Source organism: Pseudomonas fluorescens group sp. (assembly GCF_020093335.1).
Classification (GTDB): domain Bacteria; phylum Pseudomonadota; class Gammaproteobacteria; order Pseudomonadales; family Pseudomonadaceae; genus Aquipseudomonas; species Aquipseudomonas petroselini.
In genome coordinates, this window is sequence record NZ_JAIOKW010000045.1 from 1 (window position 1) to 25,487 (window position 25,487).

The window sequence follows — 25,487 nt, forward strand, 5'->3', positions numbered from 1 at the left end:
ACGCGTAGGAAACAACGTTCTGTTCCGTCACCCAGACAAAAGGCTCAAGACCCGTGGCCCGATGGATCTGATAATCCACCGCCACGATCCGCCCCGACGCATAACGCAAAAACAACGAACGCCCGACGCCGTTATCCAGCCGCTCAATCTGCCCCAGATAATTGCGGGAAATGCGCAACCGGTTGTCATACGCATCGCTGATCGCCGTCAGTACACCGTCGCGAAAGTGGTAGAACCGTGACGACTGAGCCAGCACCAGTTCATCAGGCAACGACCCCAAGTAGATCGCCGCTTCAGCCAAACTATTGGTAATCGCAGGCCGAGAAACCGTAGGCAAGGGCAGGGCAGTCGACCGATTTTCATGATCTGTCCACACCACCGAATCACCGGAAACACTCAACCGATGCGCCAGCGAGTGACTCCAACCAAACCCCAGCCCACAATCCATTTCCACCGCACTGGTGCGGTACAAGCGCGTCCACTCAAACGGCAAAACCCCGTCCAACGCCCCATCGGCCAGCGTCAGCAGTTCCTCGCCGGTGACCATCGACACCGGGCAACCGTTAGTGGCTGTTTTGTCCGAAGACGCGGCCGCCTCTCCAGCCGGGTTCTTAGCAACAGCCGGCACGTCATCCACAGGCTCCTGCCGCACCAACACCGTCCGCTGCTTGGCCTTGTCCCGAACCACCGGCACCGGGTTGGCAACCACCTGATCCCCAGCCTTCAACGGCACATCCGGAATCGTCTTGATCGGCGTCCCCGCGCTGCCCAGCAATAACGGCTTGGCCGTTTCGACATGCGCTTCCAGCCGAGACCCGACCACTTGATCAGCCAGCCGCTCCAGCCATTTGCGTGCTCTACCCGATTTGATAGGCCCCAACACCTGCATGCCCAGGCGAACCTGAACCCCCATGCCCCGCGTCGCCCAGATCAAGAAAAGATTGATCAGTACCTCGCCGGTCATCTCGCCCAACAGCTCGTACATCTCAGGCGGCGGCAGCAGGCGTATCCAGGCGACCATGGCCGACAGATAGATAAACAAAAGTGGTTCATCGCTGAGCACGAGCAGGCCATGGGCGATGGCGTCTTTGCCCAGTTTCAGCAGTTCGTCGAGTTCGGCCTGTGAGACGTACTGCAACAACTTCTGGCTATTGGCTTTGATATCCGCCAGCAGCTCGAACAACTGGGTGAGGTTGTCCCACAGGTTGTAGAGCGCCTTGGCAATCCCAGTTGAGAACGCCAGGCCTTGCATCGCGCTGCGCTCGAACGGCGTGGCGTTGGCAAAGTCTTTCCATTGCGGCTTGAAGGTCTTCGTCCACTCATCACGCAGACCCATTTCCAGCCCCGCGATCACCGACTGATAAGACGCGTACAGCGCCTTGACATGATCCTTGGAGACATTGGGGTAAAAGGTGATTTGGTAGGGTTGATCGCGGGTGCAGTCGCTGACTTCGAGAATGCCACTGGGGCCTATGGTGCGATGGATCGGCGGGCCCATTGGGCTGCCGTCAGGAGCAATGGCCTGCAGCATCACCGGGGTATTGCCGATCGGCACGAACCGCGTGCTCTCGAACATATGCACCAGGGTCAACGAGCCCTGGGCCTTGCAGAGGGCAACCGTGGAGTTTGGTTTTTTGGACGATACGGGAGCAATGAGGGAAACCTCTTCCCCTACCTTGAACACCTGCTCCACTTCCAGGGCTGAACCGCTCCAGAAGCTCTCGGCCCATTCGTCAAAGGTATTCAGGCAATTGCGGAAGTCACGAAAAACGCTGTCGACGTCCGGCTTCTTGCCATCCATGGGGGACAGGACGAACTTGGCGATAACCGGAATCATGCGACGGCCCCATTCAGTGGGGCACGGATAGAGAAGTGCATCGGCGGTCCCTCGCGCTGATTGATCAGGCGAGAGACTTTGGAGAGGTTGAAAGGGAAAAGATGTCGGCGTTATTCGCGGGTAACGCTAGGAAGTTTCGCCAAAACCTCGGGTAAACCGTGGTTTTGGTGTAGGCAGAAGATTACAGGTTGAACAGTCCTACAGCTTCAGTTGCCCAATTGCCTTGCTCAACTCCCCGGCCAAGGTTGCCAGTTCATTGCTGGTGGTCGCCGAGTCCACGGTTTGCTGCACGGTGTTCTCGGTCACATCTCGTATGCTCACCACGGCGCGGTTCATTTCTTCGGCGACGTGGCTCTGCTGTTCGGCGGCGACGGCGATCTGGGTGTTGCTTTCGCGCATCTGCGCCACGGCGCCGGTGATTTCGGCGAGTGCGGCGCCGGCTTCCTGGGCTTGCTGTACACAATCGTCGGCCTTGAACGAGCTTTCCTGCATGAAGTCCACTGCGTCACGGGTGCCGTCTTGCAGTGCCGAGACCATGCGGGTGATTTCGTCGGTGGAGCTTTGCACGCGTTTGGCCAGGTTACGCACTTCGTCGGCAACCACGGCAAAGCCACGGCCCATTTCCCCGGCGCGGGCGGCTTCGATGGCGGCGTTGAGGGCGAGTAGGTTGGTCTGTTCGGCGATGCTGTGGATCACGCTGACCACGCCGTTGATTTTCTGGCTGTCCTCGGCGAGTTTCTGGATCATTTCGGCCGTCTGTTGCACCCCCGTGGACAGGCCAGCAATCGAGCGTTGTACACGGGTGACCACTTCCTGGCCGCTGCCGGCGAGGGTGTCGGCGGTCTGCGACAGATCCCGGGTAGCGCCGGCATGTTGGGCAATGTGATGGACGGTGGCGGTCATCTCGTTAATGGCAGTGGCGGCCTGGTCGGTTTCGCTTTGCTGGCCGAGCATGCCGTGCTGCACCTCGTTCATGCTGCTGGCCAGCCGCGCAGCACCCTCGTCCAGTTGCCGGGCGGTACGCGCCACGGTGTTGACCACGCGCTGGTAACCGGCCTGCATGGCGTTGAAGGCGCTGGCCATCTGGCCAACTTCATCCTTGCACGCCAAGGGCACACGGGCTGACAGGTCGCCGGTTTTTTCCACGTGCAGCATCACGTCTTTTAGCGTGTTGAGCTGGCTGAGCAGGAAGCGGATCAGCAATTGCGAGGCACCGAGCATCGCCAGCATCAGGATCAACACCGCCACCGCGTAGTTGGCGAAGCGTTCGGTGAACACCTGGCTCAAGCTGGGGGCGTAGGCGAGCACGGCGACGTGTTGCCCGTCGGGGCGGGCGATCACTTCGGCACCCATCAGTGGGTTTTCGCCAAAGAGGGGCATGTGATTGAGTTCGACCCAGCCGTTGGCGTTGCTCAGGGCTGACAGGTCTTGATCGGCCAGTTGTGGGCTTTGGCCACCTGCGAACGTCAGCCAAAGCTCTCCCTTGGGCAGCGTTTTGTCCGCCGGCCAGGCGCTGAGTAACCGCGCTTGCGCCTGCGCCGAGGCGTGTGACGCCGTGCTGCGGGCCTGTTGTTCAAGCTGCACGGCGTAGAGCACCAGCAGCAGCGTGGTAATGAAGGCGACCGCATTGACGGCCCAGAATTTGTACTTCAGCGAGATATTGCTAAGCCAGGCACCCATGGAAGGTTTTCTCTGATAGCGGAAACAGCATTGGCAAGGTGCCATTATTGTGCCGCTACTCAGGAAAACCGTTTTGACATGGGTCAATGCGCCGCATCAAACAATGGCAGGCAAACCGAAAAAAGCGCGTGCGCTGGCGGTGCTGTGTTGGGCCAGGTCTTCCACGCTTTCGTTGCGGTGCAGGGCGACTTCGCGCAGTACCTCCGGCAGATACGCGGGCTCGTTGCGACCATTTTTCGGTTTGGGCCGCAGTGTGCGTGGCAGCAGGTAGGGCGCGTCGCTTTCCAGCATCAGACGGCCTCGGGGAATTTCCCTGACAAGTGGGTGCAGGTGCGTCCCGCGGCGTTCGTCGCAGATCCAGCCGGTGATACCAATGTGCAAGTCGAGGTCGAGGTAGCTGAACAACGCCTGCTGTTCGCCGGTAAAGCAATGCACCACGGCGGCGGTGAGGTGGTCGCGGTAGCCCTTGAGGATCTCCAGCAGGCGCACGTTGGCGTCGCGTTCGTGGAGGAACACCGGCAGTTTCAGCTCGACGGCCAAGGCCAGGTGTTCTTCCAGGACTTTTTCCTGCTGGGGGCGGGGCGAGAAGTCGCGGTTGAAATCCAACCCGCATTCGCCCACGGCACGCACGCGGCTTTCACCGAGCAATCCACGCAAGCGCTGGGCGCTGTCGCCGTTCCAGTCGCTGGCGGAGTGGGGGTGAATGCCGGCGGTGCTGAACAGGCGTTGAGCGCTTTCATCCTGTTTTATGCAGAGCTCCAGGGCCTGTTCGCTGCCCTCGACGCTGGTCCCGGTGAGTACCAATTGTTGCACGCCGGCGGCGTAGGCACGCTCGAGCACGGCCTGGTGTTTCTCGTCGAAACTGGGGTTGGTCAGGTTGACGCCGATATCAATGAGTTGCATGGTGCTATCTCCGCCTGCGGCCGGAAAGCATATCAGAGCTGTAGATTTATAAGAAAATCGAAGAACTACAACGAGTTATAGCTGTCTTTGAACGTCGCAAGTGACATTGTGTTTGGCTCAACGCCTTGCCCGTGCCACCGTTGCGCGCAAAGTCTGCGCATTAAGCGCTCTGTTTCTGACTCCCACGCCTTCATTTTTCGCGAGGGCGTTGGCCAGTATTCTTTCCGGAGAGCGGATGATCCGACCCTCGGCGTTGCTTATGTTGTGCCTGACGTTATGGCTGCCCCTGGAGGCGGTCGCGCGTCTGGACGGGCCGCTGGAAGTGACCAAGCCCGGCAAGGTTCGCGATCTGGCGGAGATTCGCTCGAGCCGCACCCTGCGCGTATTGGTCAACCAGAGTCGCAACAGTTCCGGCGAGGTCCAGGGCCAGGCCATCGGTGTCGAATACCATCGCTTGCGCGCCTTCGAGCAATACCTCAACGGCCACGCCCGTGATGGCCAGGAAATCAACCTCAAGATCATTCCCAAGGCCAAGGACCAGTTGCTCGGCGCGCTGGCGCGTGGCGAGGGTGACCTGGTCGCACCCGGTGAATTGCTGGATGTGAAGGCCGTGCACAAGATCAGCACCAGCGACCCGATTGCCAGCGATGTGCCGCTGTGGCTGGTAGGCGTGAAGGGCGAGCGACGGTTCACCAAGTTGGAGCAATTGTCCGGGCGTACGTTGGCGTTGACCACCGGCAGCGCAGCGGCGGATGCCATCAGTCAGGTCAACCAGAAGCTGGCCCTGCACAAACAGCCACCGATCAAGGTGGAATGGGTCGACCCGACCCTGGCCGTGGAGGATGTGCTTGAGATGGTTCAGGCGGGGATTTTCCACCTGACTATTGTCGAGAAGCCGATTGCCGAGCGCTGGTCGAAGATCCTGCCCAAATTGCGTTTCGATAAGCAGGTGGTGGTCAGTGCACCCGGTGACGAATATTGGTTTGTGCGCCAGGATGCGTCGATGCTGCGGGCCAGCATCGATCGATTTCTCAAGACCTATCGAACCCCCTCCGATCAGGACGTGGCGTTCCAGCGTATCTACCGTCGCCTCTATCAGGTGCGCAACCCACTGGCCCGCGTCGACCGCCAGCGCCTGGAAAAACTGCGCCCCGTCTTGCAAAAGCATGCTCGCGAGCAGGGCATGGACTGGCTCAACCTCGCTGCGCTGGCCTTCAAGGAGTCGGCGCTTGACCCGGGTGCACGCAACAGCGGTGGCCCCACCGGCCTGATGCAGATCACGCCGTCGGCGGCGCAGCGCGTGGGGGTCAACAACATCGAGAACCTCGATAGCAATGTGCAGGCGGGGGCACGCTACCTGGCGATGATCCGTCGCAAGTTCTTCGCCAGCCCCAAGCTCAATGAGCGTGAGCGCATGGCCTTTGTGCTGGCGGCCTACAACATGGGGCCCGAGCGGGTGCAGGGCATGCGCACCGAGGCCAAGCGCCGGGGGCTCAACCCCAATCAGTGGTTCTTCCAGGTTGAACGCATAGCCATGGAGCAAGTAGGGATGGGCGGCGTCAGCTATGTTAATAGCGTCAACAAATACTATTTGGCGTTCGACCGGGAACGGGAGTCCCTGGAGCCGCCGACGCCGAAAATCGCCTCGCGAAAGTAATCGGTTATTTCGATATTAATCAGGCATTTTTTCGGCTTTTATCATTCTTTAAACTGATTAATATAGCGGCCAACCAACCCCTACTTAGAAAAGGATTATCACCATGAGCCCACTGATCAAAAGCATTCTGTCTACCCGCGCCGGCTACGGCCTGACCCTCTTGCGTATTGTGGTCGGCATCATCTTCGCCGCCCACGGCTCGCAAAAACTCTTTGGCTGGTTTGGCGGCTACGGTCTGGCGGGCACTGCCCAGTGGATGGAAAGCATCGGCCTGGCCCCAGGTACCCTGATGGCGCTGCTGTCGGGCGGTACCGAGTTCTTCGCGGGCTTGGCGCTGATCATCGGCCTGCTGGCTCGCCCAGCGGCATTGGGCCTGACTATCCTGTCGCTGGTGGCGATTTTCTCGGTGCATATCCATAACGGTCTGTTCATGGCTAACAACGGTTATGAGTTCGCACTGGCCTTGCTGGGCGGCTCCCTTGCGGTGCTGCTGGAAGGTGCCGGCAAGCTGTCTGCCGACCGCGCCATCGCTCACTGATCATTCTGCAGAACCCTGAATCGGCCCGCCATGCGCGGGCCTTTTCGTTGCTCGAGATTCTTGACACCGCCCCACCGGCTTCTCTAGGATGCCGCTCATGCGCCGATTTAAACAGCTAATTGCGGGGCGCCATGGGTGATCGTTATCGATCCCGACAGAAGCATGCTCCATGCTTCGAAATTCCGCTAAAGCGCTGGTTCGGTGTTGCCTCTCACCTGCCCGCAGACTTTTGAGGCAGAGACACGACACGATGAATGCATTACGCCCCCTGATACGCCTGGCTCCGATCACTGCGGACCTCACTCAACGCAATCCGAAAATTCTCCTGGGCGGCAAGCACCAGCCGACGCTGTTGCGTTACCTGGATGGTTGGCCGCGTCGCACAGGCCGACCGTCAGCGTTCCTCATCCAGTTTGTCGAGGACGGCGATTCCCTGGCGCGTTTTGCCAGCAACAGTTTTGACCTCGCGGTTATCCAGGCCCCCAGCGCCAGTGATGCCGATGAGGTCATCCGCGAATTGACCCGCGTTGCCCGGCAGGGGCTGATAGCCCGTCGTTGAACGCTCAGTGAATCACGTTGCCGGCTTGCAGCCGACGACGGCGCTGGCGTAGAAAGACCGTCCAGGCGATCAGGCATAACGTCAGCGGTATGGCAAAGATCACGACCAACTTGATGACCAGTTCCAGGCGACGCACCTGGGCATACGCTTGGTGCTGCAAGGCATGCAACTCCATGGGCAGGCGCAGGCGTTCTTTGTTGAGTGCTTGTAGTTGGGTGGTGGTGTCCACGGCCTGAGTGCCGAGGGTCGTTGTCCAAGGGGTCAGCCGCTGCCATTCCTGCTCGGTTCGTAGCAGGCGTCGTTCCAGTTCACCGGCCTTTGAGCGATAGGCGTGTCTTGCGGCTTCCCGCATGTTCTCCAGTACCGTCGGCGGCATTTGCTGCACCGCTCGAGGACGAATCGCAGCAAGCCTGTCGGGGACGGACAGGTTATCCAATGTGTTCAGGACAAACAGGGCGTTGCTGTCTGGCGCCGAGTCGCTGACCTTATCCGTGAGCATGTCCGTGTCCGCAATGACCACGACGTGGATCTGCGTCGCTTTCTGCAAACCTGGCGGCTGCCCCTGGATGCCATCGGGAAATACCGAATAGGTCGGTCCCTCGATACGCGCGGCAATGACATGGCGTTGCTCTTTGCTCGCCGCCTCTTCAATCAATGCGTCGAATGGGGCTGCGCTGGTAAAACTGCCGGCATCCAGCAGCACCGATTGCTCGGAACTTTGCAGGAGAGGGGTGAAGGTCGTTCGACTTTTACTCACTCGTGTGAGGGCGCCACTGCTTGAGGCGGTCACCCTATTGAGGTTCCATGTGCTGATATCGTTTGGGTTCATTGCCTGCCGGGGCAGGTTCAATCTGGCCTGATTGGGGGCACCTTGGGTTTCCAAAGGCGTGTAGAGGTAGTCGAACACCAGCGTGTGCGCCGGCATCTGGATGCCCCAAGCGGCAAGCAGTTCGTCCAGCCGAGTGTTGACTGGACCGGCGTTGGCGCGTTGGTCGCTCAACGGGTCGATAAACATCATCAACCTACCGCCTCTCAATACAAATTGTTCAATCCCGTACAGGGTTCGCTCAGAAAACGTCTGAGGGTGCACAACCATCAGTGTGTTGATGTTTTCGGGTATTTGCGCGGCAGACGGTTCCAGATTCACCAGATCGAATTCATGCTGCAGCGCCTTCAGCAGTCGACTTGCAGATTCGTCCATCGCCAGACCCGACAGCAGCGCAATCACTGGGCGCTGCGGGTGCTGCAACTTATAGAGCAGATGGCTGATTTCATACTCGAGCAACGGCTCCCGGTCGAGGCTGAAGGATCCAATACGTCGCACGCCGTGACCGGCGCGGGTGGCTATAAGGCCGAGAAATCCAGCGTTGTCGTCGAGACCCGATAGCCGGGCTTTGTAGGCGTCTTCCGAAAAAGGTGCAGGTTCAATAACGTGCAGGTTGATCATGCCCTTGGCGTTTTTCTCGTACTCTTTCAGCAGATCTTCAATCCGTTTGCCGTAGCGTTTCACGGCGTAGCTTCTTTTCGAATGGTTGTTTGAATTGAAATAATATAAGTCCACCGGGCTTTCCAGTGTCGCGAGTAGTTGTTGTGCCGGCAGCGATAAAGTGTGAACTTTTTGTTGAGAAAGATCCCACCTTGCATCAGGAATTTTACCTATCCAAACCAAGTTAAAAGCCAGGAATAGCAGCAAGATAACGGTAAGTGTCATACCGGTGCGCAGAATGGACCGCATTAAGGGTTTCCCTTCTCAGCTGTGTTTGTAGTTGAGTGTGACCGTGGTCGCAGTGAGAAAGGCGAGTATCATGCTGAAGAAGTAAAGTAAGTCGTGAAGTGTGAGTTTTCCATCGTCGATGCTGCTGAATCGCCAGGAAGGACTGAGGGACACTAAACTGTCGGCCAACCCTATAGGCACTTGGTGCTCAAGCGCATCCAGTAGAGAAGAAAGCCCGCTGGCTGTGAGCAATAAGCCCACGGTCAGTACGAAAATGACCGTGCGCTGACATACAAGCGCGCAAATAAAACATCCCGCGGACAGGTAGCCCCCCGCCAGCAGCCAGCTTGCCAAGAATTGCGAGGCGATCACGCTGTTGTCTGCCTTACCCAGATAGTTGGCGATAATAACGAGAGGGAACATCAGCAACAGGCTGGTGCCTGCCACGAGCCAGGCGGCGATGAATTTTCCGATGACCCATTCAAACAGCGTGATGGGCATGGTTTTCATCAGGCCGTAAAACCCCGCGTTGGTTTCATCCGACCATAGTTGCGTCGCCAGGGCGGGAATCAGGAGCAGATAGAGCCAAGGATGGAACTGGAAAAACACCTGCAGGTCGCTGCCATTTTGTTCCAGCCACGGGCTTATGTAGAACCCCAGTGCCACCGACAGCATCGGAAAGATGGCGATGCTCAGGTATGTACTGGGTGCGCGCGCATAGCTGGTGAGCTGACGCTTTAAAATGACGGGCAATAGTTTCAAAGGGGCGCCTCCTGGCTCAGGTGGTGGACCACATCATTCAGGCGACCTGGCTCCAGGTTCAGTGAATTGATTTTCCAGCGGCGGCTGGCAATCAGCGTGTTGATATGGGGATAGATGGTGTGTCCCGGCATGGCGAGAACGGTCACCGTACCGGGTGCATGCCGGTGCTCTTCGATGCCTGCTACGCCTGGCAGTACGGCCAGTGCGAGTAAATCCAGCGGGGTCTCGGCACTGAGCGTGACGGCCTGGAAGTGGCGCGAGTCGCGCTGTAGATCGGGAAGGGGGGTATCGGCCACCAGGCGATCGCCTGCAATGACCAAGGCACGGGTACACAGCTCGGACAATTCATCGCAGTGGCGAGAGGCGATGATCACGGTCATTTCTTGCGTCAATGAATGGATCAGCGCCTGGAATGTACGCCTCTGATCAGGCGCGAGTCCTTCTGTGGGTTCATCCAGCAGTAAAAGGGAAGGACCATGCAGGATGGCCTGGGCGATGGCGACTTTGCGATTCCAGCCGATGGAAAGAGCGTCGAGCGGCGCGTTGAGCACCGCAAACAACTCCAGTCGCGCGATAGCCTGTTCCAACCTGGCGCGCTTTTCGGCACCGTGGAAACCACGGAGGGCAGCGATGAAGTCAAGGAACGCTTTGACGGACATCGTCGGATGGCCGAGGTCCTTGGACAGTTGATAGCCGACGAGTTGCCTCGCCTTAAGTGCGTGGGTTTGTGTGTTGAACCCTTGGATATTTATAGAGCCGCTGGAGGGTTGCGTTGAACCGGCTATTACATTGAGCAGGGCTGTCTTGACAATAGGGTCTTGCCCGAACAGCCCCAGACATTCTTGTGGGTGTGCAATGAATGAAAAGTCACTGATTATTGTTGTGTTACCCGTGTGTTTTGTCAGATTGCTTATTTCGATCATTTTTTTACCGAATAAGTTTGGCATGACGTAGGGGGGCTAAAAAAAGGGTACGGGTAATGATCGTTTTTGGGAACGTCGATCAGTCTTAATAAGAGAAGTCCTACGTGCGAGTCAGGCGGGCCACTGAAACAATGGGTGGTGTTTTAGAGTGTCCAAATTTCGAGTGTTTATTTGTTGTTTATGTAAACTTTCTGCCCCGCATATTGAGGCCTGATTGCCATGATGCTGCTACGTACCCTTGTTCTTGAACGCAATGGTCAGGATGCTCCGGTTAACGGTGCCTTGCTCTGTGGGTTTGCTGTAGGTCAGGCGGCCTCCAATTTTCTTGTTTATAGTTTGGATGAAGAGGTAGAGCCCGGAAGTTCGAGGGTTTATATCGCGGCCTTGCGTAAGAAACTTGACCGCTATTTTTTGAGTGGCGTTGAGTCCAAGGAAGATCTGCAAGTAGCCTTGCATGTGTTTAAGCAAATACTGACGTTGGCCGCGTCGGGCATTAAGGCGGGGGGTGTTACCGAAACGCAGGTGCCCTATCATTTTCTCGATTTGAAAGGTTGCAAGCTGCCGCCTGCCAGGCCCGAGGATCATCATTCGGTGATCATCAAGAAGGCGTTGGTGATGAAAGTGATCACCCTGGGCATGTCGGCGCCAACGCTACCGGCGATCGAAAGTGCCTCAGTGATCGTGCCGTCCATTCGGTTCTCGTCGCAAATGACTTCTCCTCCCAAAGGAGCGGGCGCATCCGAGCCTTCCCGGCCGCCGGTGCATGAACAACCTGTTGAGGAGCCCCGGCAGGCGCGCGTCGAAGCGCCCGTGATCATGACGCCGGCCGTGCCTGCTATCCCGCATGAGCCTGATGCGCCGACGCAATCGAATCTCCCTGCATCCGGCGAGCACAGTACGTTGTTCGAAGTCGACAGCACCTTGACCAACCTTGCCCGTGTCGCTCAGGAGCTGACCCAGCAAAAACGCGCAGCACTCGAACGGGAGTCGGCACTTGAGCAATGGCAGGCGCGATTGCAGCAAGAGCAGAGTCAACTGGATCAGAAGGTTCGAGAACTGGAGCAACGCACCACTCAACTCCATGACCATTCGCTTGCTGTCAGCCAGAGGGCTGAAGCCCTGAAGGCCATGACGTCGCAGGTGTCGGGCTTGCGCCAGAGCCTGCGGGGCATGCTGCTGGAGCTGGATCAGGCGTTGGATGGCTAGACTGGCCTGGCTACTTTCACGGGTTCATTTATCATCAGGGCCAGCCAGCCGAGGCCTGGGTGTGAAACCCAGGTATCTCGGTACCTATGGACATGCCTGGGGATGCACGCGTTTGAGTACCAAGCTGATTACCAAAGAAGGTCATGAAGCGCTGAAAAAGGAGTTGGATTACCTGTGGCGTGAAAAACGCCCAGACACCACGCGCAAAGTGACGTGGGCGGCCTCGTTGGGCGACCGCAGCGAAAACGCCGACTACCAGTACAACAAGAAGCTGCTACGCGAGATCGACCGCCGCGTGCGCTACCTGCGCAAGCGCCTGGAAGACATGCGCGTGGTGGAGTACATGCCCGAGCAGGAGGGCAAGGTGTTCTTCGGTGCCTGGGTGGACATCGAAAACGAGCAAGGTGAGACCAAGCGTTTTCGCATTGTCGGTTATGACGAGATTTATGAGCGCATGGACTACATCTCCATCGATTCGCCGATGGCCCGTGCGTTGTTGCGCAAGGAAGTGGACGATGAGGCCATCGTTCAGACCCCCAGTGGTGACGTGTGCTGGTGGATCACCGGGATCGAGTACGTAAAGTGAGCGAAATGGGCCCGCATTCTTTGAGGAATGCGGGCCCATCGCGTTTTAACCTTCGCGCAACACGGTCAGCGGGCTGGCATTCAGTGCGCGGCGGGTGCCGAACACACCGGCACCGCCGATCAGCACCGCACCGATCAGCGGCAGCAGCAACAGCCACGGGTGAGGGTGCCAGGCCAGGTCAAACGCATAGCGGTACAGCACGAACGTCACCAGCTCCGTGCCCAGCGCCGCCAGCAGCCCGCTGACGGCACCCAGCAAGCCGAACTCGATACGCCTGGCCTTGACCAACAGCTTGCGCTCGGCGCCCAGTGCGCGCAGCAGCGCGCCTTGGCGGATGCGCTCATCCAGGGTGGCTTGCAGGCCGGAGAACAACACCGCCATGCCTGCTGCGAGGACGAACAGCAACACGTACTCCACCGCCAGGGTCACTTGGGCGAGGATGCTGCGTAGCTGCTCCAGCAGCGCTTCGACTTGCAGGATGGTCACCGCCGGGAACGCCCTGGACAGGTCGACGATTTGTTGGTCATGGCCTGGCGCAAGGTAGAAGCTGGTCAGGTAGGTAGTCGGCAGGTCCTTCAAGGTGCCCGGCTGGAAAATCATGAAGAAGTTGGGCTGGAAGTTATCCCAATTGATGGTCCGCAGGCTGGTCACCCGCGCTTCACGATTTTCGCCACCCACCGTGAACACCAGGTGGTCATTGAGCTTGAGCTTGAGGCTTTCCGCCACCTTGGCCTCAACAGAAACGCCAGGGATTTCGTCGGCGGGTTGCTGTGACCACCACGAGCCTGCGGTCAGTGCGTTGCCCGGCGGCAGGTCGGCGGCCCAGGTCAGGCTCAGGTCACGTTGTACCGCACGATCGCCGCTGGAGTCCTTGCTGACGATTTCCTGGACCGGTTCGCCATTGATACTGATCAGGCGGCCCGGCACCACCGGGTACAGCGGCGCCGATTGCGCCTGCACTTCCAGCAAGCGTGCGCCGAAGGCTTCCTTGTCGGCCGGCAGGATATTCAAGGCGAAATAGTTGGGCGCGTCCTTGGGCAGTTGGTTTTGCCAGGTGTCGAGCAGTTCGCCACGCAGCAGGGCGATCAAGCCCATGGACAGCAGGATCAAGCCAAACGCCAGGGATTGACCGGCGGCTGCCAGCGGGTGACGCAGCAATTGGCCCAGGCCCAGGCGCCAAGGCAGGGAGGCACGTGCCAGCAGGCGGCGCAGGCTTTGCAGCAGGAGCAGCAGCAGGCCGCCAAGCACCAACGCAGCGACCACGCCACCGCCGAGCAGGGCGAACGTCAGCACCAGGTCGAGGCTCAAGCGCCACATGATCAGGCCCAATGCAAACAGCGCCGCGCCGTAGACCATCCAAGTACTGGAGGGGATCGGCAGCAGGTCGCGGCGCAACACCCGTAGCGGTGGTACGCGACCCAAGGCGGCCAAGGGCGGCAGGGCGAAACCGGCGAGGGCAACCAGACCGGTGCCGATCCCGGCAATCGCCGGTAATAGCCCGCCGGGTGGAACGTCCGCCGGCAGCAAGTCGTGGAGGAAGTAGAACAGGCCAAACTGCGCCAGCCAGCCGAGCAGGGCGCCGGTCAGGCTGGCCAGCAGGCCGAGGACGCTCAGTTGCAGGCTGAACAGCAACATGGCTTCCCGACGTGACAACCCCAGGCAGCGCAGCAACGCGCTGGCGTCGAAACGTCGGGTGGCAAAGCGGTTGGCCGACAAGGCCACGGCCACGCCGGCCAGCAACACGGCCACCAGGCTGGCCATGTTCAGGTAGCGTTCGGCCTTGCCCAGCGCGCCGCCGATCTGCTGGTTGCCGTCCCGTGAATCCTGCAGACGCTGGTTGGCGGCGAGCCCCGGCTTGACCAGGTCACGGTAGGTTTGCAGCACCGTGCTGCCCTGTGGCCCGCGCCATAATTCGCGGTAACTGACGCGGCTGCCGGGCTGCACGACGCCGGTGGCGTCCAGGTCCGCCAGGTTGATCATTACCCTGGGCGTGAGGCTGTAGAAGTTGCCGGCGCGGTCCGGCTCGTAGGTGAGCACGCGGGCGAGGCGCAATGTCTTCATGCCCACATCGATGCTGTCGCCGACCTTGAGGTCGAGTGCCGTCAGCAGCCGCGCCTCCACCCAGGCTTCACCGGGTTTGGGGCCGCCGCCTGGCGTCTCGTCACCAAAGGGCGCAGCGGCGCTTTTCAGCTGGCCCCGCAGAGGATACTGCTCATTGACGGCCTTGATGCTGGAGAGCTGGATGCCGTTATCGGTGGCGATGACGCTGGAGAATTCCACGACGCGGGCGTGATCCAGGCCCAGCTCGGTGCCGGACTGGATTTGCTCGGTGCGGGCCGGCGAGCTGCCTTCGAGCACCAGGTCGGCGCCGAGGAATTCGGTGGCGCGCAGCAGCATCGCGCCGTTGAGGCGCGCACCGAAGTAGCCGATGGCGGTGCTGGCGGCCACGGCCACCAACAGGGCGAAGAACAACACGCGCAACTCACCGGCGCGGGCATCGCGCAGCAATTGGCGCATGGCAAGGCTGAACAGACGCAACAGCGGCAAACGTGCCATCAAGGCTCCAGGGGCGCGACCATCAGGCCGGCTTCAAGGCGGATCAGGCGTCGGCAGCGGTGGGCCAGGCGCTCGTCGTGGGTGACCAGCACCAGGGTCGTGCCGCTCTCTTTGTTGAGTTCGAACAGCAGGTCGCTGATGCGCTCGCCGGTGTGGCTGTCGAGGTTGCCGGTGGGTTCATCGGCAAACAGCACGTCCGGTTCTGCGGCAAAGGCACGGGCAATCGCCACCCGTTGCTGCTCGCCACCGGAAAGTTGGCGTGGCGAGTGGGTCAGGCGCTGGCCCAGGCCTACACGTTCCAGCAGGTGCCGGGCGCGTTCGCGGGCGTCTTTGCGGCCGTCCAGCTCCAGCGGCAGCATGACGTTTTCCAGCGCGTTGAGGCTGTCGAGCAGTTGGAACGACTGGAACACGAAGCCCACGTGCTCGGCACGGATGCGTGCGCGCTGGTCTTCGTCCAGGGTGCTGAGGGCTTGGCCGGCGAGGGTGACTTCGCCGCTGCTGGGCAGGTCGAGGCCGGCCAGCAGGCCCAGGAGAGTGGATTTGCCGGAACCGGAGCTGCCGACGATAGCCAAGCTATCGCCCTTGTTCAGTTCCAAGCTCAGTTCGTGCAGGATAGTCAGTTCACCTTCCGCGCTGGGAACCACTTTGCTAAGGTTCCGCGCGGTGAGAATGCTTGCGCCCATGGAGAATCCGATGCGAATGTGGTTTTTGAGTGCTGGCCTGGCCTTGATGTGCATGGCCCAGAACGCAGCGGCGGGTACAGTCCTGATCGTTGGCGATAGTATCAGTGCCGGTTTCGGCCTGGATACCCGCAAAGGGTGGGTGGCACTGCTGGAGCAACGGCTCAAGCAGGAGGGTTTCGACGATAAAGTGGTCAACGCCTCCATCAGTGGTGACACCAGTGCCGGAGGCCTGGCGCGGCTGCCGGCGGCGCTTGCAGAGCATAAGCCTGACGTGGTGGTGATCGAGTTGGGCGGCAATGATGGCTTGCGCGGGCAACCGCCGGCGCAATTGAAACAAAATCTTGCATCGATGATTGACCAGTCCAAGGCCGGCGGTGCCAAGGTGTTGTTGCTGGGTATGCAGCTGCCGCCCAACTATGGCCCGCGATACACCACCGCATTTGCCGAAGTCTATGGTGTGTTGGCCAAGGAAAAAAACGTCCCGCTGGTACCGTTTTTCCTCGATGGCGTGGGCGGTCATCCGGAGCTGATGCAGGCGGATCAACTGCACCCGGCGGTCGGTGCCCAGGGCAAGTTGCTGGAAAATGTCTGGCCGACGCTAAAACCACTGTTATGACGCTTTTCTACCGGCAGGCTTTCGGCTAAGGTGGCGCCCCCCCGATTTGGAGCCCTCGATGTCGCGTCCCGCCTGGTCCCTGTTTAACTATCAACTGATCGAGCCGGACGAGCAGCTGGATCTGTTCGCCTGCCAGGAAGTGCGGGTGCATCTGGTGACGCGTCAATTGGAACTGGGCGGCACCATCGATCGCACCTTGTGCGGCACGCTATTGCCGGCGCAACCGCGTTGGTCGCTGGTGGATCGTTCGATCTTCCAGGACCAGCGCCTTTGCCCTTTGTGCCGCGCCATCCTGGAGTCCCAGAAGCGCGGGACGCCGCCGATCTGGCCGGAGTTGCGTTTCGAGTTGTAGGGGGCAGCTAGAAGCGCGCTTCACGTATACAATCGATGTTTACCTACCCGTCGTTCTGCGAAGGATTTTCCGGATGTTGTCGCGCCTTTCCGTCGTCACCTGCTGCCTGTCCCTCGCTGCACTTTGTGCGGTTGGCTCCGCTTCAGCCTTGCAGTTGCCTTTGCCTCCACCGGGTGAAGACATCGTCGGCCAGGTCCAGGTGATCAAGGCCAAGTACGAAGACACCTTTGCCGACCTGGGCACCACCTATGACCTGGGTTATTCGGAGATGGTCGCCGCCAACCCCGGCGTGGATGCGTGGTTGCCGGGGGCGGGCACCGAGATCGTGTTGCCGACGCGCTTCATCCTGCCGCCCGGTCCTCGGGAAGGGATCGTGATCAACCTGGCGGAATACCGGCTCTATTATTTCCCCAAGGGCCAGAACGTGGTCTACACGTTCCCGTTGGGGATCGGTCGTGAAGGCTGGGGTTCGCCCATCGCCCACACCAGCATCATTGCCAAGACACCCAATCCGACCTGGACCCCGCCCGCGTCGATCAAGGCCGAGCACGCCGCCAACGGCGACCCGCTGCCTAACGTGGTGCCGGCCGGCCCCGACAACCCGTTGGGCCCGTTCAAGTTCACCCTGGGCACGCCGGGTTACCTGATCCACGGCTCCAACATGAAATTTGGTATCGGCACGCGTACAAGCCACGGCTGCTTCCGTATGTTCAACAACAACGTGCTGGAGATGGCGGGCATGGTGCCGGTGGGCACATCGGTGCGCATCATCAACGATGCCTACAAGTTCGGCAGCAGTGGCGGCAAGGTGTACCTGGAAGCGCATACGCCGTTGAACGATGACGGTACGCCGTCGGTGGTCGACAAACACACCGCGGTGATCAACGCCTTGCTCAAGCGTGAAGACCTGGCCAACAACCTGCGGGTCAACTGGGATCAGGTGCGTGACGTGGTCGCGGCGGAAGATGGGTTGCCGACGGAAATCGGCGTGCCTGGCGCAGCCTCGGTCGCGGCAAGCGCTCCGATCGAGCTGCAATAGGCGCGAGATCACTGTGGCGAGCAGGCTTGCTTAAAGGGTCCTCAAAAGCGGGGACTGCTGCGCAGTCAACGGGAGCAAGCGCCCTCGCCACAAAAAGCCTGCTACTGGGGCTTGTGATCAAACCCCAGGCAATAAAAAAGCCGACCCATAAATGGATCGGCTTGATAACAATCCCGAGGGATTATTACTTGCGGCTAGCTTTTTCAAGCATACGCAGAGCGCGCTCGTTAGCTTCGTCAGCAGTCTGTTGTGCTTTTTGAGCAGCAGCCAGCGCTTCATCAGCTTTACGGTAGGCTTCGTCTGCACGAGCCTGGGAGCGAGCTGCAGCGTCTTCAGTTGCAGTCAGACGTGCTTCGGTTTCTTTGGAGACGCTGCTGCAACCGGTAGCCAGAACTGCGGCCAGAGCCAGTGCAGAGAATTTCAGAACGTTGTTCATCGTGTTCCCCTTCAAGGACTTTCTATTAGATGGCTAGTTTCTCAGAGTGAGCTAATAGCCGGCGTACATACTACCCATTACTTGTAGTAAGTAAACTGACGTAGCGCAAGAAGCAAAAAAAATTCATGCGCCGAATCTATTTTGGCTAATCTTTTGGAGGTTTGTATAAAAACTGTCCAAATTTTTTCATTCAGGCGAACACCGGATCCAGGCTGAAAGGGCCGGCCCGCATGTGTTAAGCCCTGTAAACAGATGAAATTTTATATATCCGCGCTGACACTTCCGTTCAGCACGGCGTTGTGTTGCCCCGCATCTTTTGTGCATGTAGAGGTGACTTTAAGAGCGCCTGTTCGTCTCAAGGTTCAACTGCCGGCAATGTTCAGGCTTTCGATCGTTGGTTGATCGGGGGCCCTTTCTATATCCACCAGCGGCAGGGGATGACGAGTGCGCCTTGAGCAATCCCGGGATTGGCGCCTACTATTCCCTACGTGCTGGTTGTAAGCGCTCAAGGTTTTCTCGTTGTCGAAACCGGCACGGGGTGGCGTAGATGTTCCTTCGCCGGAAAAACATCGGTAAGGTAGGGGTCAGAAACCAAGACCCGCGAGGAGTAGTGATGAGCGAGGCGTTGTCCATCCACCATGACCAGGCTGGTCATCAGTTCGAGACCAATGTGGACGGTCATCGTGCCTATCTGACCTATATGGACCTCGGGAAACAGACCCTGGATATCTATCGGACCTTCGTGCCCAATGCACTGCGGGGTCGTGGTATTGCGGCGGCACTGACCGAGGAGGCCTTGAAGTTCGCCGAAGAGGCCGGCTATACGGTGATCCCGTCCTGCTCCTATGTTGAACGCTACATGGAGCGCCACCAGCGCCATGCCGCGAAGCTGTAAGCCATACACCGCACCATGAAAAACGCCGGGCTAAGCCCGGCGTTTTTGTGTGCGCAGCGTTAAGTCAGGTGCGTTTGCGTTTCGGCAAGACGTCCTTGAGCTTGGCATGCATGCTGCGCAGGGTGTTTTCGGTGGCGGACCAGTCGATGCAGGCATCGGTGATCGACACGCCGTACTGCAAGTCGGCCAGGTCTTTTGGAATCGCCTGGCAACCCCAGTTCAGGTGGCTCTCGACCATCAGGCCGATGATCGACTGGTTGCCTTCCAGGATCTGGTTGGCGACGTTTTCCATCACCAGCGGCTGCAGGGCCGGGTCCTTGTTGGAGTTGGCGTGGCTGCAGTCGACCATGATGTTCGGCTTGATCTTAGCCTTGTTCAACGCCTGCTCGCACAGGGCAACGCTGACCGAATCATAGTTGGGCTTGCCATTGCCGCCGCGCAGCACCACGTGACCGTAGGCGTTGCCCTTGGTGGTGACGATGGACACGCCACCTTCCTGGTTGATGCCCAGGAAACGGTGTGGGCTGGAGACCGATTGCAGCGCGTTGATCGCCACGGTCAGGCCGCCGTCGGTGCCGTTCTTGAAGCCCACGGCCGAGGACAGGCCGGACGCCATTTCTCGGTGAGTCTGGGATTCGGTGGTGCGTGCGCCGATGGCCGACCAGCTGATCAGGTCCTGCAGGTACTGCGGGGAAATCGGGTCCAGGGCTTCGGTCGCGGTGGGCAGGCCCATCTCGGCCAGGTCCAGCAGCAGTTGACGGCCGATGTGCAAGCCGTCCTGGATCTTGAACGAGTCGTCCAGGTACGGGTCGTTGATCAAGCCTTTCCAGCCGACGGTGGTGCGCGGTTTTTCGAAATAGACGCGCATCACCAGGTACAGGGTGTCCGACACTTCCGCCGCCAGCACTTTCAGGCGCTCGGCGTACTCGTGGGCAGCCTTGAGGTCGTGGATCGAGCAAGGCCCGATGACGACGAAGAGGCGATGGTCGGTGCCGTCGAGAATGTCACGGATGACTTCGCGGCCCTTGGTGACGGTCTGCAGGGCAGCGTCGCTCAGGGGGATTTCGCGCTTGAGCTGGTCGGGTGTGATCAGCGTCTCGTTGGATTCGACGTTTAGGTCATTGATCGGTAAATCAGCCATCGTGTTACTCGTCAGGGTCACGGGTGCCGGCCGCCAGCCATCCCCGTGCGGCGGAGCACAGCATGATTTGGATGCAGGGGGGAGGAACCTTAGCGCGTAACACGGGCCCGCGACAATGGGCAAAGCCCGCTTTAATCCAGCGCTGGCGCCACAAAGGCCTCATGGGAGAACTCGCTGGCATGACGCGATACCCACTCGCGGGCCAGGGTTTCGAGTTGCTGGGGTGTCGGCTCGGCATCTTCGTGCTGGCGGCAGTAACGCTCTATCCGGCATGCTTGCTCACCCATGCGTGCACCGAACAAGGCATGTTCATCGGTAAACGAAATGCCGACGCGGTAGCCGGTTTCCACCTTGCGGCACCACGCCACATAACCCGGATAACGCGCACTGGGGCCCAAGGACGGGATATGCAGGTCAACCGCCGTGCCCTCGCGCCAGGCACGCGGCCAATTGCAGGCGACACCGCCCAGGCCGATAGTGTGCAGGCGTTGGCGGGGGACAGCGGGAGAGGGGCGTTGGATTAACTCGACAGCGACATCATCAGGGTGAGGTAAAAAACGACCCATGTACACGGACTCCGAGCACCGTCCAATTGACGGCAGTGGCAGCAGTATAGTGAAGGAACTGGAATTGACCGACCTGGATATTGACCAGCAATTGCTGGGATTGCCAGGTATTTCGCTCGTCGTGTTCACAAGCCATGGGTGTTCCAGTTGCCGTTGGGCGCGCCAGCAATTACCGGGCTGGCCGCTGCCGGTGGACCGGCTGTGCTGGGTGGACGCCGGGCACAACGGCGGTGCGGTCGAACGCTACCAGATCTTTCATTTGCCGGCGTTGTTCGTGGTGTGCGAGGGTCAATTCCTCGGGCAGATACAGACACGTCTTACGCGTGACGACGTTTTCGATGCCGTAAAACAGGCACTCACCCGTCCACCTGAGGATTTGCCATGACAGCAGCTACACCCCAATCGCCACGGATCGGCATCATCGGCACCGGCGCCATCGGTGGTTTCTACGGCTTGATGCTGGCGCGCGCCGGTTTCGATGTGCACTTCCTGTTGCGCAGTGAATACACGGCCGTCAGCGAGCACGGCCTGCACGTGAACAGCACGGTGCATGGAACCCTGCACCTGCACCCGGTGCAGGCCTACGCCCGTGCTGCCGATATGCCGCCGTGCGACTGGCTGCTGGTGGGCACCAAGTCGACCGGCAACGTCGAGCTGGCCCCGACCCTCGCCCAGGTGGCGGCCCCGGATGCCAAGGTGGTATTGCTGCAAAACGGCCTCGATGTCGAAGACAGCCTGCGTGAACACTTGCCGGCATCGCTGCACCTGCTGGGAGGCCTGTGCTACATCGGCGTGCACCGTTCTGCCCCCGGCGTTGTCGAGCATCAGGCGTTGGGCCGGGTCAACCTGGGTTACCACAGTGGCTCGGCGGCCAATGATGACGCCGGGCAAAAGGCGATTGTCGAAGCCGGTGCGGCGCTGTTTCATCAGGCCGGCATCGAGTCCCAGGCCATGGCCAATGTGCATCAGGCCCGTTGGCACAAGTTGGTGTGGAACGTGCCCTACAACGGCCTCTCCGTGTTATTGGGCACCGGCACCACGGCCATGATGGCGGACGAGTCCAGTCGTGAGCTGATCCAGGCGCTGATGGCCGAAGTGGTGCAGGGCGCCCACGCTTGTGGCCATGACATTCCCCAAAGCTACGCCGAGCAGATGTTCACCATGACCGAAACCATGGCCGACTACCTGCCGAGCATGTACCACGACCACGTGCATAAACGCCCGCTGGAACTGGCGGCGATCTATGCCCGGCCACTCGCCGCCGCCAAAGCCGCCGGTTGCGAACTGCCGCGGATGCAGGCGCTTTACCAGGCCTTGAGTTTTATTGATCGGCACAACCGCTGAGTCGGGGGACGCACCATGGCAAAAGGATTGGGTGACAAACTGGTGCTGGCGATTTCGTCGCGGGCACTGTTCGACCTGAGCGACAGCCACAAGGTCTACCTCGCGCAAGGCGTCGAGGCTTACCGCCAGTACCAGATCGAACACGAAGAAGAATTCCTCGAACCCGGCGACGCCTTCCCGTTGGTCAAAAAGCTGCTGAGCCTGAATGCCAGCCTTGGCCGTGCCCGGGTCGAAGTGGTACTGGTGTCGCGCAACAGTGCTGACACCGGCCTGCGCGTGTTCAACTCTATTCAGCATTACGGTCTGGATATTTCCCGCGCCGCTTTCGTAGGAGGGCGTAGTCCTTATCCTTATTTGGCCGCCTTTGGTTGCCATCTGTTTCTTTCGACCCATGCTGAAGATGTACGCAGTGCACTCGATGCCGGGTTCGCGGCGGCGACGATTTTGTCCGGCGGCCCGAACCGCGCTTCCAGCGAAGAATTGCGCATTGCCTTTGACGGTGACGCCGTGCTGTTTTCCGATGAGTCGGAGCGGGTGTACCAGGCCGGTGGCCTGGAAGCGTTCCAGGCCAATGAGCGGGAGTCGGCACGCCAACCGTTGCACGGCGGTCCGTTCAAAGGTTTTTTGGCGGCACTCAACTTGTTGCAACGCGAGTTTCCAGATGACGCGTGCCCCATCCGCACCGCGCTGGTCACCGCCCGCTCGGCGCCGTCCCACGAGCGTGTGATCCGCACTTTGCGTGAATGGGATATACGTCTGGACGAGTCCTTGTTCCTCGGCGGCCTGGAAAAATCCGCGTTCCTGGAAGCGTTCGCCGCCGACGTGTTTTTCGATGATCAGGCCGGTCATTGCGAGAAAGCCAGGGAGTTTGTGGCCACCGGGCATGTACCCCATGGCATCAGTAATGAGGTGAAGATGTAACTCAATCCAAGTCGTCCGGGCGCTGCTAAGCTCAGTTCATCTCCGCCATCCTGGCAGCCCAGGAGGTTCTATGATTCGTTCGATGCTGTACGCCACGGACCTCGGCCTGTATGCGCCTTATGTGATGCAGCATGCGCTGGCGTTGGCGCGGACGTTCAAGGCGGACTTGTACGTGATTCATGTGGTCGAGCCCATCGGGCTGTTCGCCGAATCGGTGCTGCAGAGCTACCTTGATGAGCAGGCCCTGAGTGAATGGCAGAGCCAGGGGCTGACCACGGTGATGGCGACGATCGAACAGCGGGTGCTGGACAGTTTTCGCGAGGAGTTGGGGGATGGGGAGCAGGACCTGAAGTTGATTCGTTCGGTACGGGTGATCCAGGGCGACCCGTGCGAGGTGATACTCGACCAACTGCGTAAACTTTCCGTGGATCTGTTGATCGTAGGCAGTCATAGCCATGCAACCGCAGCGGCTACTCCGTTGGGGCGCACCGCTGCACGGGTGCTGCAGTTGTCTACGGTGCCGGTTTACCTGGTGCCTTCGTTGCAACGTCGACGCAGTGATGACGTCTGATGGGTGAAAACGATAAAAAGTTCTAGATTTATCCATCGAACCTTTAATATAGTTATATACCGTCGCTGATACCCGTGGCGTCTATCTGCTTTGAGGGACACATATGAAGCTCCAACAACTGCGCTACATCTGGGAAGTGGCGCACCACGACCTCAACGTTTCCGCTACCGCTCAAAGCCTTTACACCTCGCAACCCGGTATCAGCAAGCAGATCCGCCTGCTCGAAGACGAGTTGGGCGTCGAAGTGTTCGCGCGCAGCGGCAAGCACCTCACCCGTGTCACGCCGGCCGGTGAGCGCATCATCACCACCGCTGGCGAGATCCTGCGCAAAGTCGAAAGCATCAAGCAGATCGCCCAGGAATTCTCCAACGAGAAGAAGGGCACGCTGTCCATCGCCACCACTCACACCCAGGCGCGTTATGCGTTGCCGCCGGTGATTCGCGATTTCATCAAGCAGTACCCTGACGTGGCCTTGCACATGCACCAGGGTTCGCCGATGCAGATCGCCGAGATGGCCGCTGATGGCACCGTCGATTTCGCCATTGCCACCGAAGCCCTGGAGCTGTTCGGTGACCTGGTGATGATGCCGTGCTACCGCTGGAACCGTTGCGTCGTCGTGCCTCAGGGTCACCCGTTGGCCAAGCTGCCGAAGCTGACCCTGGAAGCCCTGGCTGAATACCCGATCGTGACTTACGTGTTCGGCTTCACTGGCCGCTCCAAACTTGACGAAGCCTTCAGCCATCGCGGCCTGACGCCGAAAGTGGTGTTCACCGCCGCCGACGCCGACGTGATCAAGACTTACGTGCGCCTGGGCCTGGGCGTGGGGATCGTCGCCAAGATGGCGGTCGACACCGCACTCGACAAAGACCTGGTGGTGCTCGATGCCAGCGAGCTGTTCGAGTCCAGCGTGACCAAGATCGGCTTCCGTCGTGGCACGTTCCTGCGTGGCTTCATGTGCGATTTCATTGAGAAGTTTGCGCCGCACCTCACCCGTGAGGTCATGGCCAAGGCGATCCAGTGCCACAACAAGCAGGAGCTGGAAGAGCTGTTCGACGGCGTAGAACTACCGGTTCACTGACACTGTGGGGAGGGCGCAAACGCCCTCTCCAGAGTAAGCCCTACCCTAGGGTTATTTAGCCTCGGTAACCGTGAAATGTTGCCGAGCGCCCGCTACCAGAATCTCCACCTCATCCCCTTCGAACTTGCCCAGCAGGCTTTTGCCCAGCGGTGAGCGCGGGGTGATGACGGTCACCGGTTGCCCGACCACGTCCACTTTCAAGCCCGCCGCATCCGGCGCCAGGAACAACCATTGCTGGCGGCCATTCTCGTCTTCCAGACCCAGTAGCGCGCCGACCGCTATGCCCCGCTGATCATCGTAGGGGCGCAGTGCCATGGCCTGGCAGAGCGTCAACGCCTGCTTGATCTCCTCGACACGCTTGGCTTGCCCGGCCGCGAGGTAAGAGGCCTCCAGACCCAAGGTGTCGTACTTGTTTTCGGCGATATTTTCTTCGTGGGTCGCGGTTTCGTAGGCGGTCTGCGCGGCACGTTGGGCAATGTCGAGATCGACGCTGAGCTTTTCCAGGATCAGCTGGTGGACGGCGTGTTTATTCATGGTCATCAATCACAGAATTGCAGGACATTGGCACGTGTCTTTTCGTTGGGCGCGTTCTGGTCCTGTTGCAGCCAGAACTGGCATTTGGGGTTGGACAGGTTGCGCGCATTGTTGCGCGCCTGGTCCAGGCTTTGTTGCTGTTCCTGCTTCTGCAGGTTCTGCTGGTATTGCTCGAACATACGATTCGGCGGTTCCGGTGCCACCACCGCAGGCTTGCCCAATTGCTGCACCGCCTGGGCCACCGGCGCCAGGCTCTGCGGGAACAGGTAGCGCGAGGCCAGCCAAGTGGTCAGCACGATGGCGATAAACCCCAGCCATACGCCGAACGCGATAGAGACACTGAGCTTGAACAGCGACAACGAACGATCGGACATGATTGCCTCCTGGCGG

27 protein-coding genes are annotated in these 25,487 nt (G+C 59.7%); 14 read left to right on the forward strand and 13 right to left on the reverse strand.

The genetic code is table 11. The features are described from left to right. The 3 genes from K7431_RS27360 to K7431_RS27370 all read right to left on the reverse strand — a co-directional run. Positions 1 to 1,837, reverse strand: a 1,837-nt coding sequence (locus tag K7431_RS27360) for a DUF6531 domain-containing protein (RefSeq protein ID WP_224265961.1), incomplete at its 3' end; no start/stop codon positions are given. 198 nt (positions 1,838 to 2,035) lie between these two features. Further along, a complete protein-coding gene (locus tag K7431_RS27365) occupies positions 2,036 to 3,517 on the reverse strand; it encodes a methyl-accepting chemotaxis protein (protein ID WP_012722967.1) in 1,482 nt (493 codons plus the stop codon). Between the two features lie 96 nt (positions 3,518 to 3,613). Continuing rightward, positions 3,614 to 4,420, reverse strand: a complete 807-nt coding sequence (locus tag K7431_RS27370) for a TatD family hydrolase (protein ID WP_012722968.1) — start codon at positions 4,418 to 4,420, stop codon at positions 3,614 to 3,616. Positions 4,421 to 4,655: 235 nt separating this feature from the next. On the opposite strand from K7431_RS27370, the gene K7431_RS27375 reads away from it, so the two are divergent. From K7431_RS27375 to K7431_RS27385, 3 genes are all read left to right on the forward strand, one after another. Continuing rightward, a complete protein-coding gene (locus K7431_RS27375) occupies positions 4,656 to 6,077 on the forward strand; it encodes a transglycosylase SLT domain-containing protein (RefSeq protein WP_012722969.1) in 1,422 nt (473 codons plus the stop codon). A gap of 103 nt (positions 6,078 to 6,180) precedes the next feature. Next, the gene (locus tag K7431_RS27380; RefSeq protein ID WP_012722970.1) at positions 6,181 to 6,615 is read left to right on the forward strand and encodes a DoxX family protein; all 435 of its coding nucleotides are present in this window, start codon (positions 6,181 to 6,183) and stop codon (positions 6,613 to 6,615) included. A 250-nt stretch (positions 6,616 to 6,865) separates the two neighbouring features. Further along, on the forward strand, positions 6,866 to 7,174 hold the full coding sequence (locus tag K7431_RS27385; RefSeq protein ID WP_043205003.1) for a hypothetical protein: 309 nt from the start codon (positions 6,866 to 6,868) through the stop codon (positions 7,172 to 7,174). Positions 7,175 to 7,178: 4 nt separating this feature from the next. Here K7431_RS27385 and K7431_RS27390 read toward each other — a convergent pair whose 3' ends face one another. Genes K7431_RS27390 through K7431_RS27400 form a run of 3 tightly spaced genes read right to left on the reverse strand, consistent with a single transcriptional unit; the run spans position 7,179 to position 10,573 of the window. Next, positions 7,179 to 8,909: a Gldg family protein gene (locus K7431_RS27390; protein WP_012722972.1), complete on the reverse strand. Its 1,731-nt coding sequence runs from the start codon at positions 8,907 to 8,909 to the stop codon at positions 7,179 to 7,181. A gap of 15 nt (positions 8,910 to 8,924) precedes the next feature. Further along, on the reverse strand, positions 8,925 to 9,650 hold the full coding sequence (locus K7431_RS27395; RefSeq protein ID WP_012722973.1) for an ABC transporter permease: 726 nt from the start codon (positions 9,648 to 9,650) through the stop codon (positions 8,925 to 8,927). Beyond that, positions 9,647 to 10,573, reverse strand: a complete 927-nt coding sequence (locus K7431_RS27400) for an ABC transporter ATP-binding protein (protein ID WP_012722974.1) — start codon at positions 10,571 to 10,573, stop codon at positions 9,647 to 9,649. Before K7431_RS27400 ends, K7431_RS27395 begins: the two co-directional genes overlap by 4 nt. Before the next feature lie 219 nt (positions 10,574 to 10,792). Between K7431_RS27400 and K7431_RS27405 the strand changes: the two genes are divergently transcribed. Both K7431_RS27405 and greB read left to right on the forward strand, forming a co-directional pair. Next, positions 10,793 to 11,779: a hypothetical protein gene (locus tag K7431_RS27405; RefSeq protein WP_012722975.1), complete on the forward strand. Its 987-nt coding sequence runs from the start codon at positions 10,793 to 10,795 to the stop codon at positions 11,777 to 11,779. Between the two features lie 112 nt (positions 11,780 to 11,891). Then, complete coding sequence (greB, locus tag K7431_RS27410; protein WP_012722976.1) at positions 11,892 to 12,365, forward strand: transcription elongation factor GreB; 474 nt, start codon at positions 11,892 to 11,894, stop codon at positions 12,363 to 12,365. A 45-nt stretch (positions 12,366 to 12,410) separates the two neighbouring features. Here the strand turns inward: greB and K7431_RS27415 are convergent, their stop codons facing one another. Together K7431_RS27415 and K7431_RS27420 are read right to left on the reverse strand one after the other, a co-directional pair. Then, entirely contained in the window at positions 12,411 to 14,921 is a 2,511-nt protein-coding gene (locus K7431_RS27415) for an ABC transporter permease (RefSeq protein ID WP_012722977.1), read from the reverse strand. Continuing rightward, positions 14,921 to 15,604, reverse strand: coding sequence for an ABC transporter ATP-binding protein (locus tag K7431_RS27420; protein ID WP_005786391.1), 684 nt, complete (start codon positions 15,602 to 15,604; stop codon positions 14,921 to 14,923). The genes K7431_RS27415 and K7431_RS27420 overlap by 1 nt, the downstream gene beginning before the upstream one ends. Positions 15,605 to 15,614: 10 nt before the next feature. Between K7431_RS27420 and K7431_RS27425 the strand changes: the two genes are divergently transcribed. From K7431_RS27425 to K7431_RS27435, 3 genes are all read left to right on the forward strand, one after another. Continuing rightward, positions 15,615 to 16,220, forward strand: coding sequence for an arylesterase (locus K7431_RS27425; RefSeq protein WP_012722978.1), 606 nt, complete (start codon positions 15,615 to 15,617; stop codon positions 16,218 to 16,220). Positions 16,221 to 16,278: 58 nt separating this feature from the next. After that, positions 16,279 to 16,572: a hypothetical protein gene (locus K7431_RS27430; protein WP_043205006.1), complete on the forward strand. Its 294-nt coding sequence runs from the start codon at positions 16,279 to 16,281 to the stop codon at positions 16,570 to 16,572. 73 nt (positions 16,573 to 16,645) lie between these two features. Further along, positions 16,646 to 17,611, forward strand: coding sequence for a L,D-transpeptidase family protein (locus tag K7431_RS27435; RefSeq protein WP_012722980.1), 966 nt, complete (start codon positions 16,646 to 16,648; stop codon positions 17,609 to 17,611). A 184-nt stretch (positions 17,612 to 17,795) separates the two neighbouring features. Here the strand turns inward: K7431_RS27435 and oprI are convergent, their stop codons facing one another. Further along, the gene (oprI, locus tag K7431_RS27440) at positions 17,796 to 18,047 is read right to left on the reverse strand and encodes an outer membrane lipoprotei OprI (RefSeq protein ID WP_003172710.1); all 252 of its coding nucleotides are present in this window, start codon (positions 18,045 to 18,047) and stop codon (positions 17,796 to 17,798) included. Between the two features lie 613 nt (positions 18,048 to 18,660). Between oprI and K7431_RS27445 the strand changes: the two genes are divergently transcribed. After that, positions 18,661 to 18,942: a GNAT family N-acetyltransferase gene (locus K7431_RS27445; protein ID WP_003189869.1), complete on the forward strand. Its 282-nt coding sequence runs from the start codon at positions 18,661 to 18,663 to the stop codon at positions 18,940 to 18,942. A gap of 64 nt (positions 18,943 to 19,006) precedes the next feature. On the opposite strand, the gene K7431_RS27450 is transcribed toward K7431_RS27445, so the two are convergent. Next, on the reverse strand, positions 19,007 to 20,083 hold the full coding sequence (locus K7431_RS27450; RefSeq protein WP_010211874.1) for a 3-deoxy-7-phosphoheptulonate synthase: 1,077 nt from the start codon (positions 20,081 to 20,083) through the stop codon (positions 19,007 to 19,009). Positions 20,084 to 20,214: 131 nt separating this feature from the next. Further along, positions 20,215 to 20,649 carry a PilZ domain-containing protein gene (locus K7431_RS27455; protein WP_012722983.1) on the reverse strand — a complete coding sequence of 145 codons (435 nt, stop codon included), beginning with the start codon at positions 20,647 to 20,649 and terminating at the stop codon, positions 20,215 to 20,217. Here K7431_RS27455 and K7431_RS27460 point away from each other — a divergent pair. From K7431_RS27460 to cysB, 5 genes are all read left to right on the forward strand, one after another. Beyond that, positions 20,648 to 21,034: a hypothetical protein gene (locus K7431_RS27460; RefSeq protein WP_012722984.1), complete on the forward strand. Its 387-nt coding sequence runs from the start codon at positions 20,648 to 20,650 to the stop codon at positions 21,032 to 21,034. The genes K7431_RS27455 and K7431_RS27460 overlap by 2 nt on opposite strands. Next, positions 21,031 to 21,993 carry a putative 2-dehydropantoate 2-reductase gene (locus tag K7431_RS27465; RefSeq protein ID WP_012722985.1) on the forward strand — a complete coding sequence of 321 codons (963 nt, stop codon included), beginning with the start codon at positions 21,031 to 21,033 and terminating at the stop codon, positions 21,991 to 21,993. The genes K7431_RS27460 and K7431_RS27465 overlap by 4 nt, the downstream gene beginning before the upstream one ends. A 15-nt stretch (positions 21,994 to 22,008) precedes the next feature. Next, complete coding sequence (locus tag K7431_RS27470; protein WP_012722986.1) at positions 22,009 to 22,914, forward strand: 5'-nucleotidase; 906 nt, start codon at positions 22,009 to 22,011, stop codon at positions 22,912 to 22,914. 70 nt (positions 22,915 to 22,984) lie between these two features. Continuing rightward, entirely contained in the window at positions 22,985 to 23,485 is a 501-nt protein-coding gene (locus K7431_RS27475; protein ID WP_012722987.1) for a universal stress protein, read from the forward strand. 103 nt (positions 23,486 to 23,588) lie between these two features. Further along, positions 23,589 to 24,563, forward strand: coding sequence for an HTH-type transcriptional regulator CysB (gene cysB, locus K7431_RS27480; protein ID WP_012722988.1), 975 nt, complete (start codon positions 23,589 to 23,591; stop codon positions 24,561 to 24,563). 51 nt (positions 24,564 to 24,614) lie between these two features. On the opposite strand, the gene K7431_RS27485 is transcribed toward cysB, so the two are convergent. Together K7431_RS27485 and K7431_RS27490 are read right to left on the reverse strand one after the other, a co-directional pair. Further along, entirely contained in the window at positions 24,615 to 25,097 is a 483-nt protein-coding gene (locus K7431_RS27485; RefSeq protein WP_012722989.1) for a GreA/GreB family elongation factor, read from the reverse strand. 5 nt (positions 25,098 to 25,102) lie between these two features. Continuing rightward, a complete protein-coding gene (locus tag K7431_RS27490; protein WP_043205008.1) occupies positions 25,103 to 25,471 on the reverse strand; it encodes a hypothetical protein in 369 nt (122 codons plus the stop codon). Between the last annotated feature and the right edge of the window lie 16 nt (positions 25,472 to 25,487).

Coding starts and splice junctions, on each gene's coding strand:
- K7431_RS27365 (WP_012722967.1), bottom strand. CDS start 3,517: ATGGGTGCCTGGCTTAGCAATATCTCGCTGAAGTACAAATTCTGGGCC.
- K7431_RS27370 (WP_012722968.1), bottom strand. CDS start 4,420: ATGCAACTCATTGATATCGGCGTCAACCTGACCAACCCCAGTTTCGAC.
- K7431_RS27375 (WP_012722969.1), top strand. CDS start 4,656: ATGATCCGACCCTCGGCGTTGCTTATGTTGTGCCTGACGTTATGGCTG.
- K7431_RS27380 (WP_012722970.1), top strand. CDS start 6,181: ATGAGCCCACTGATCAAAAGCATTCTGTCTACCCGCGCCGGCTACGGC.
- K7431_RS27385 (WP_043205003.1), top strand. CDS start 6,866: ATGAATGCATTACGCCCCCTGATACGCCTGGCTCCGATCACTGCGGAC.
- K7431_RS27390 (WP_012722972.1), bottom strand. CDS start 8,909: ATGCGGTCCATTCTGCGCACCGGTATGACACTTACCGTTATCTTGCTG.
- K7431_RS27400 (WP_012722974.1), bottom strand. CDS start 10,573: ATGATCGAAATAAGCAATCTGACAAAACACACGGGTAACACAACAATA.
- K7431_RS27405 (WP_012722975.1), top strand. CDS start 10,793: ATGATGCTGCTACGTACCCTTGTTCTTGAACGCAATGGTCAGGATGCT.
- K7431_RS27415 (WP_012722977.1), bottom strand. CDS start 14,921: ATGGCACGTTTGCCGCTGTTGCGTCTGTTCAGCCTTGCCATGCGCCAA.
- K7431_RS27420 (WP_005786391.1), bottom strand. CDS start 15,604: ATGGGCGCAAGCATTCTCACCGCGCGGAACCTTAGCAAAGTGGTTCCC.
- K7431_RS27425 (WP_012722978.1), top strand. CDS start 15,615: ATGCGAATGTGGTTTTTGAGTGCTGGCCTGGCCTTGATGTGCATGGCC.
- K7431_RS27430 (WP_043205006.1), top strand. CDS start 16,279: ATGTCGCGTCCCGCCTGGTCCCTGTTTAACTATCAACTGATCGAGCCG.
- K7431_RS27435 (WP_012722980.1), top strand. CDS start 16,646: ATGTTGTCGCGCCTTTCCGTCGTCACCTGCTGCCTGTCCCTCGCTGCA.
- oprI (WP_003172710.1), bottom strand. CDS start 18,047: ATGAACAACGTTCTGAAATTCTCTGCACTGGCTCTGGCCGCAGTTCTG.
- K7431_RS27445 (WP_003189869.1), top strand. CDS start 18,661: ATGAGCGAGGCGTTGTCCATCCACCATGACCAGGCTGGTCATCAGTTC.
- K7431_RS27450 (WP_010211874.1), bottom strand. CDS start 20,083: ATGGCTGATTTACCGATCAATGACCTAAACGTCGAATCCAACGAGACG.
- K7431_RS27460 (WP_012722984.1), top strand. CDS start 20,648: ATGTACACGGACTCCGAGCACCGTCCAATTGACGGCAGTGGCAGCAGT.
- K7431_RS27455 (WP_012722983.1), bottom strand. CDS start 20,649: ATGGGTCGTTTTTTACCTCACCCTGATGATGTCGCTGTCGAGTTAATC.
- K7431_RS27465 (WP_012722985.1), top strand. CDS start 21,031: ATGACAGCAGCTACACCCCAATCGCCACGGATCGGCATCATCGGCACC.
- K7431_RS27470 (WP_012722986.1), top strand. CDS start 22,009: ATGGCAAAAGGATTGGGTGACAAACTGGTGCTGGCGATTTCGTCGCGG.
- K7431_RS27475 (WP_012722987.1), top strand. CDS start 22,985: ATGATTCGTTCGATGCTGTACGCCACGGACCTCGGCCTGTATGCGCCT.
- cysB (WP_012722988.1), top strand. CDS start 23,589: ATGAAGCTCCAACAACTGCGCTACATCTGGGAAGTGGCGCACCACGAC.
- K7431_RS27485 (WP_012722989.1), bottom strand. CDS start 25,097: ATGAATAAACACGCCGTCCACCAGCTGATCCTGGAAAAGCTCAGCGTC.
- K7431_RS27490 (WP_043205008.1), bottom strand. CDS start 25,471: ATGTCCGATCGTTCGTTGTCGCTGTTCAAGCTCAGTGTCTCTATCGCG.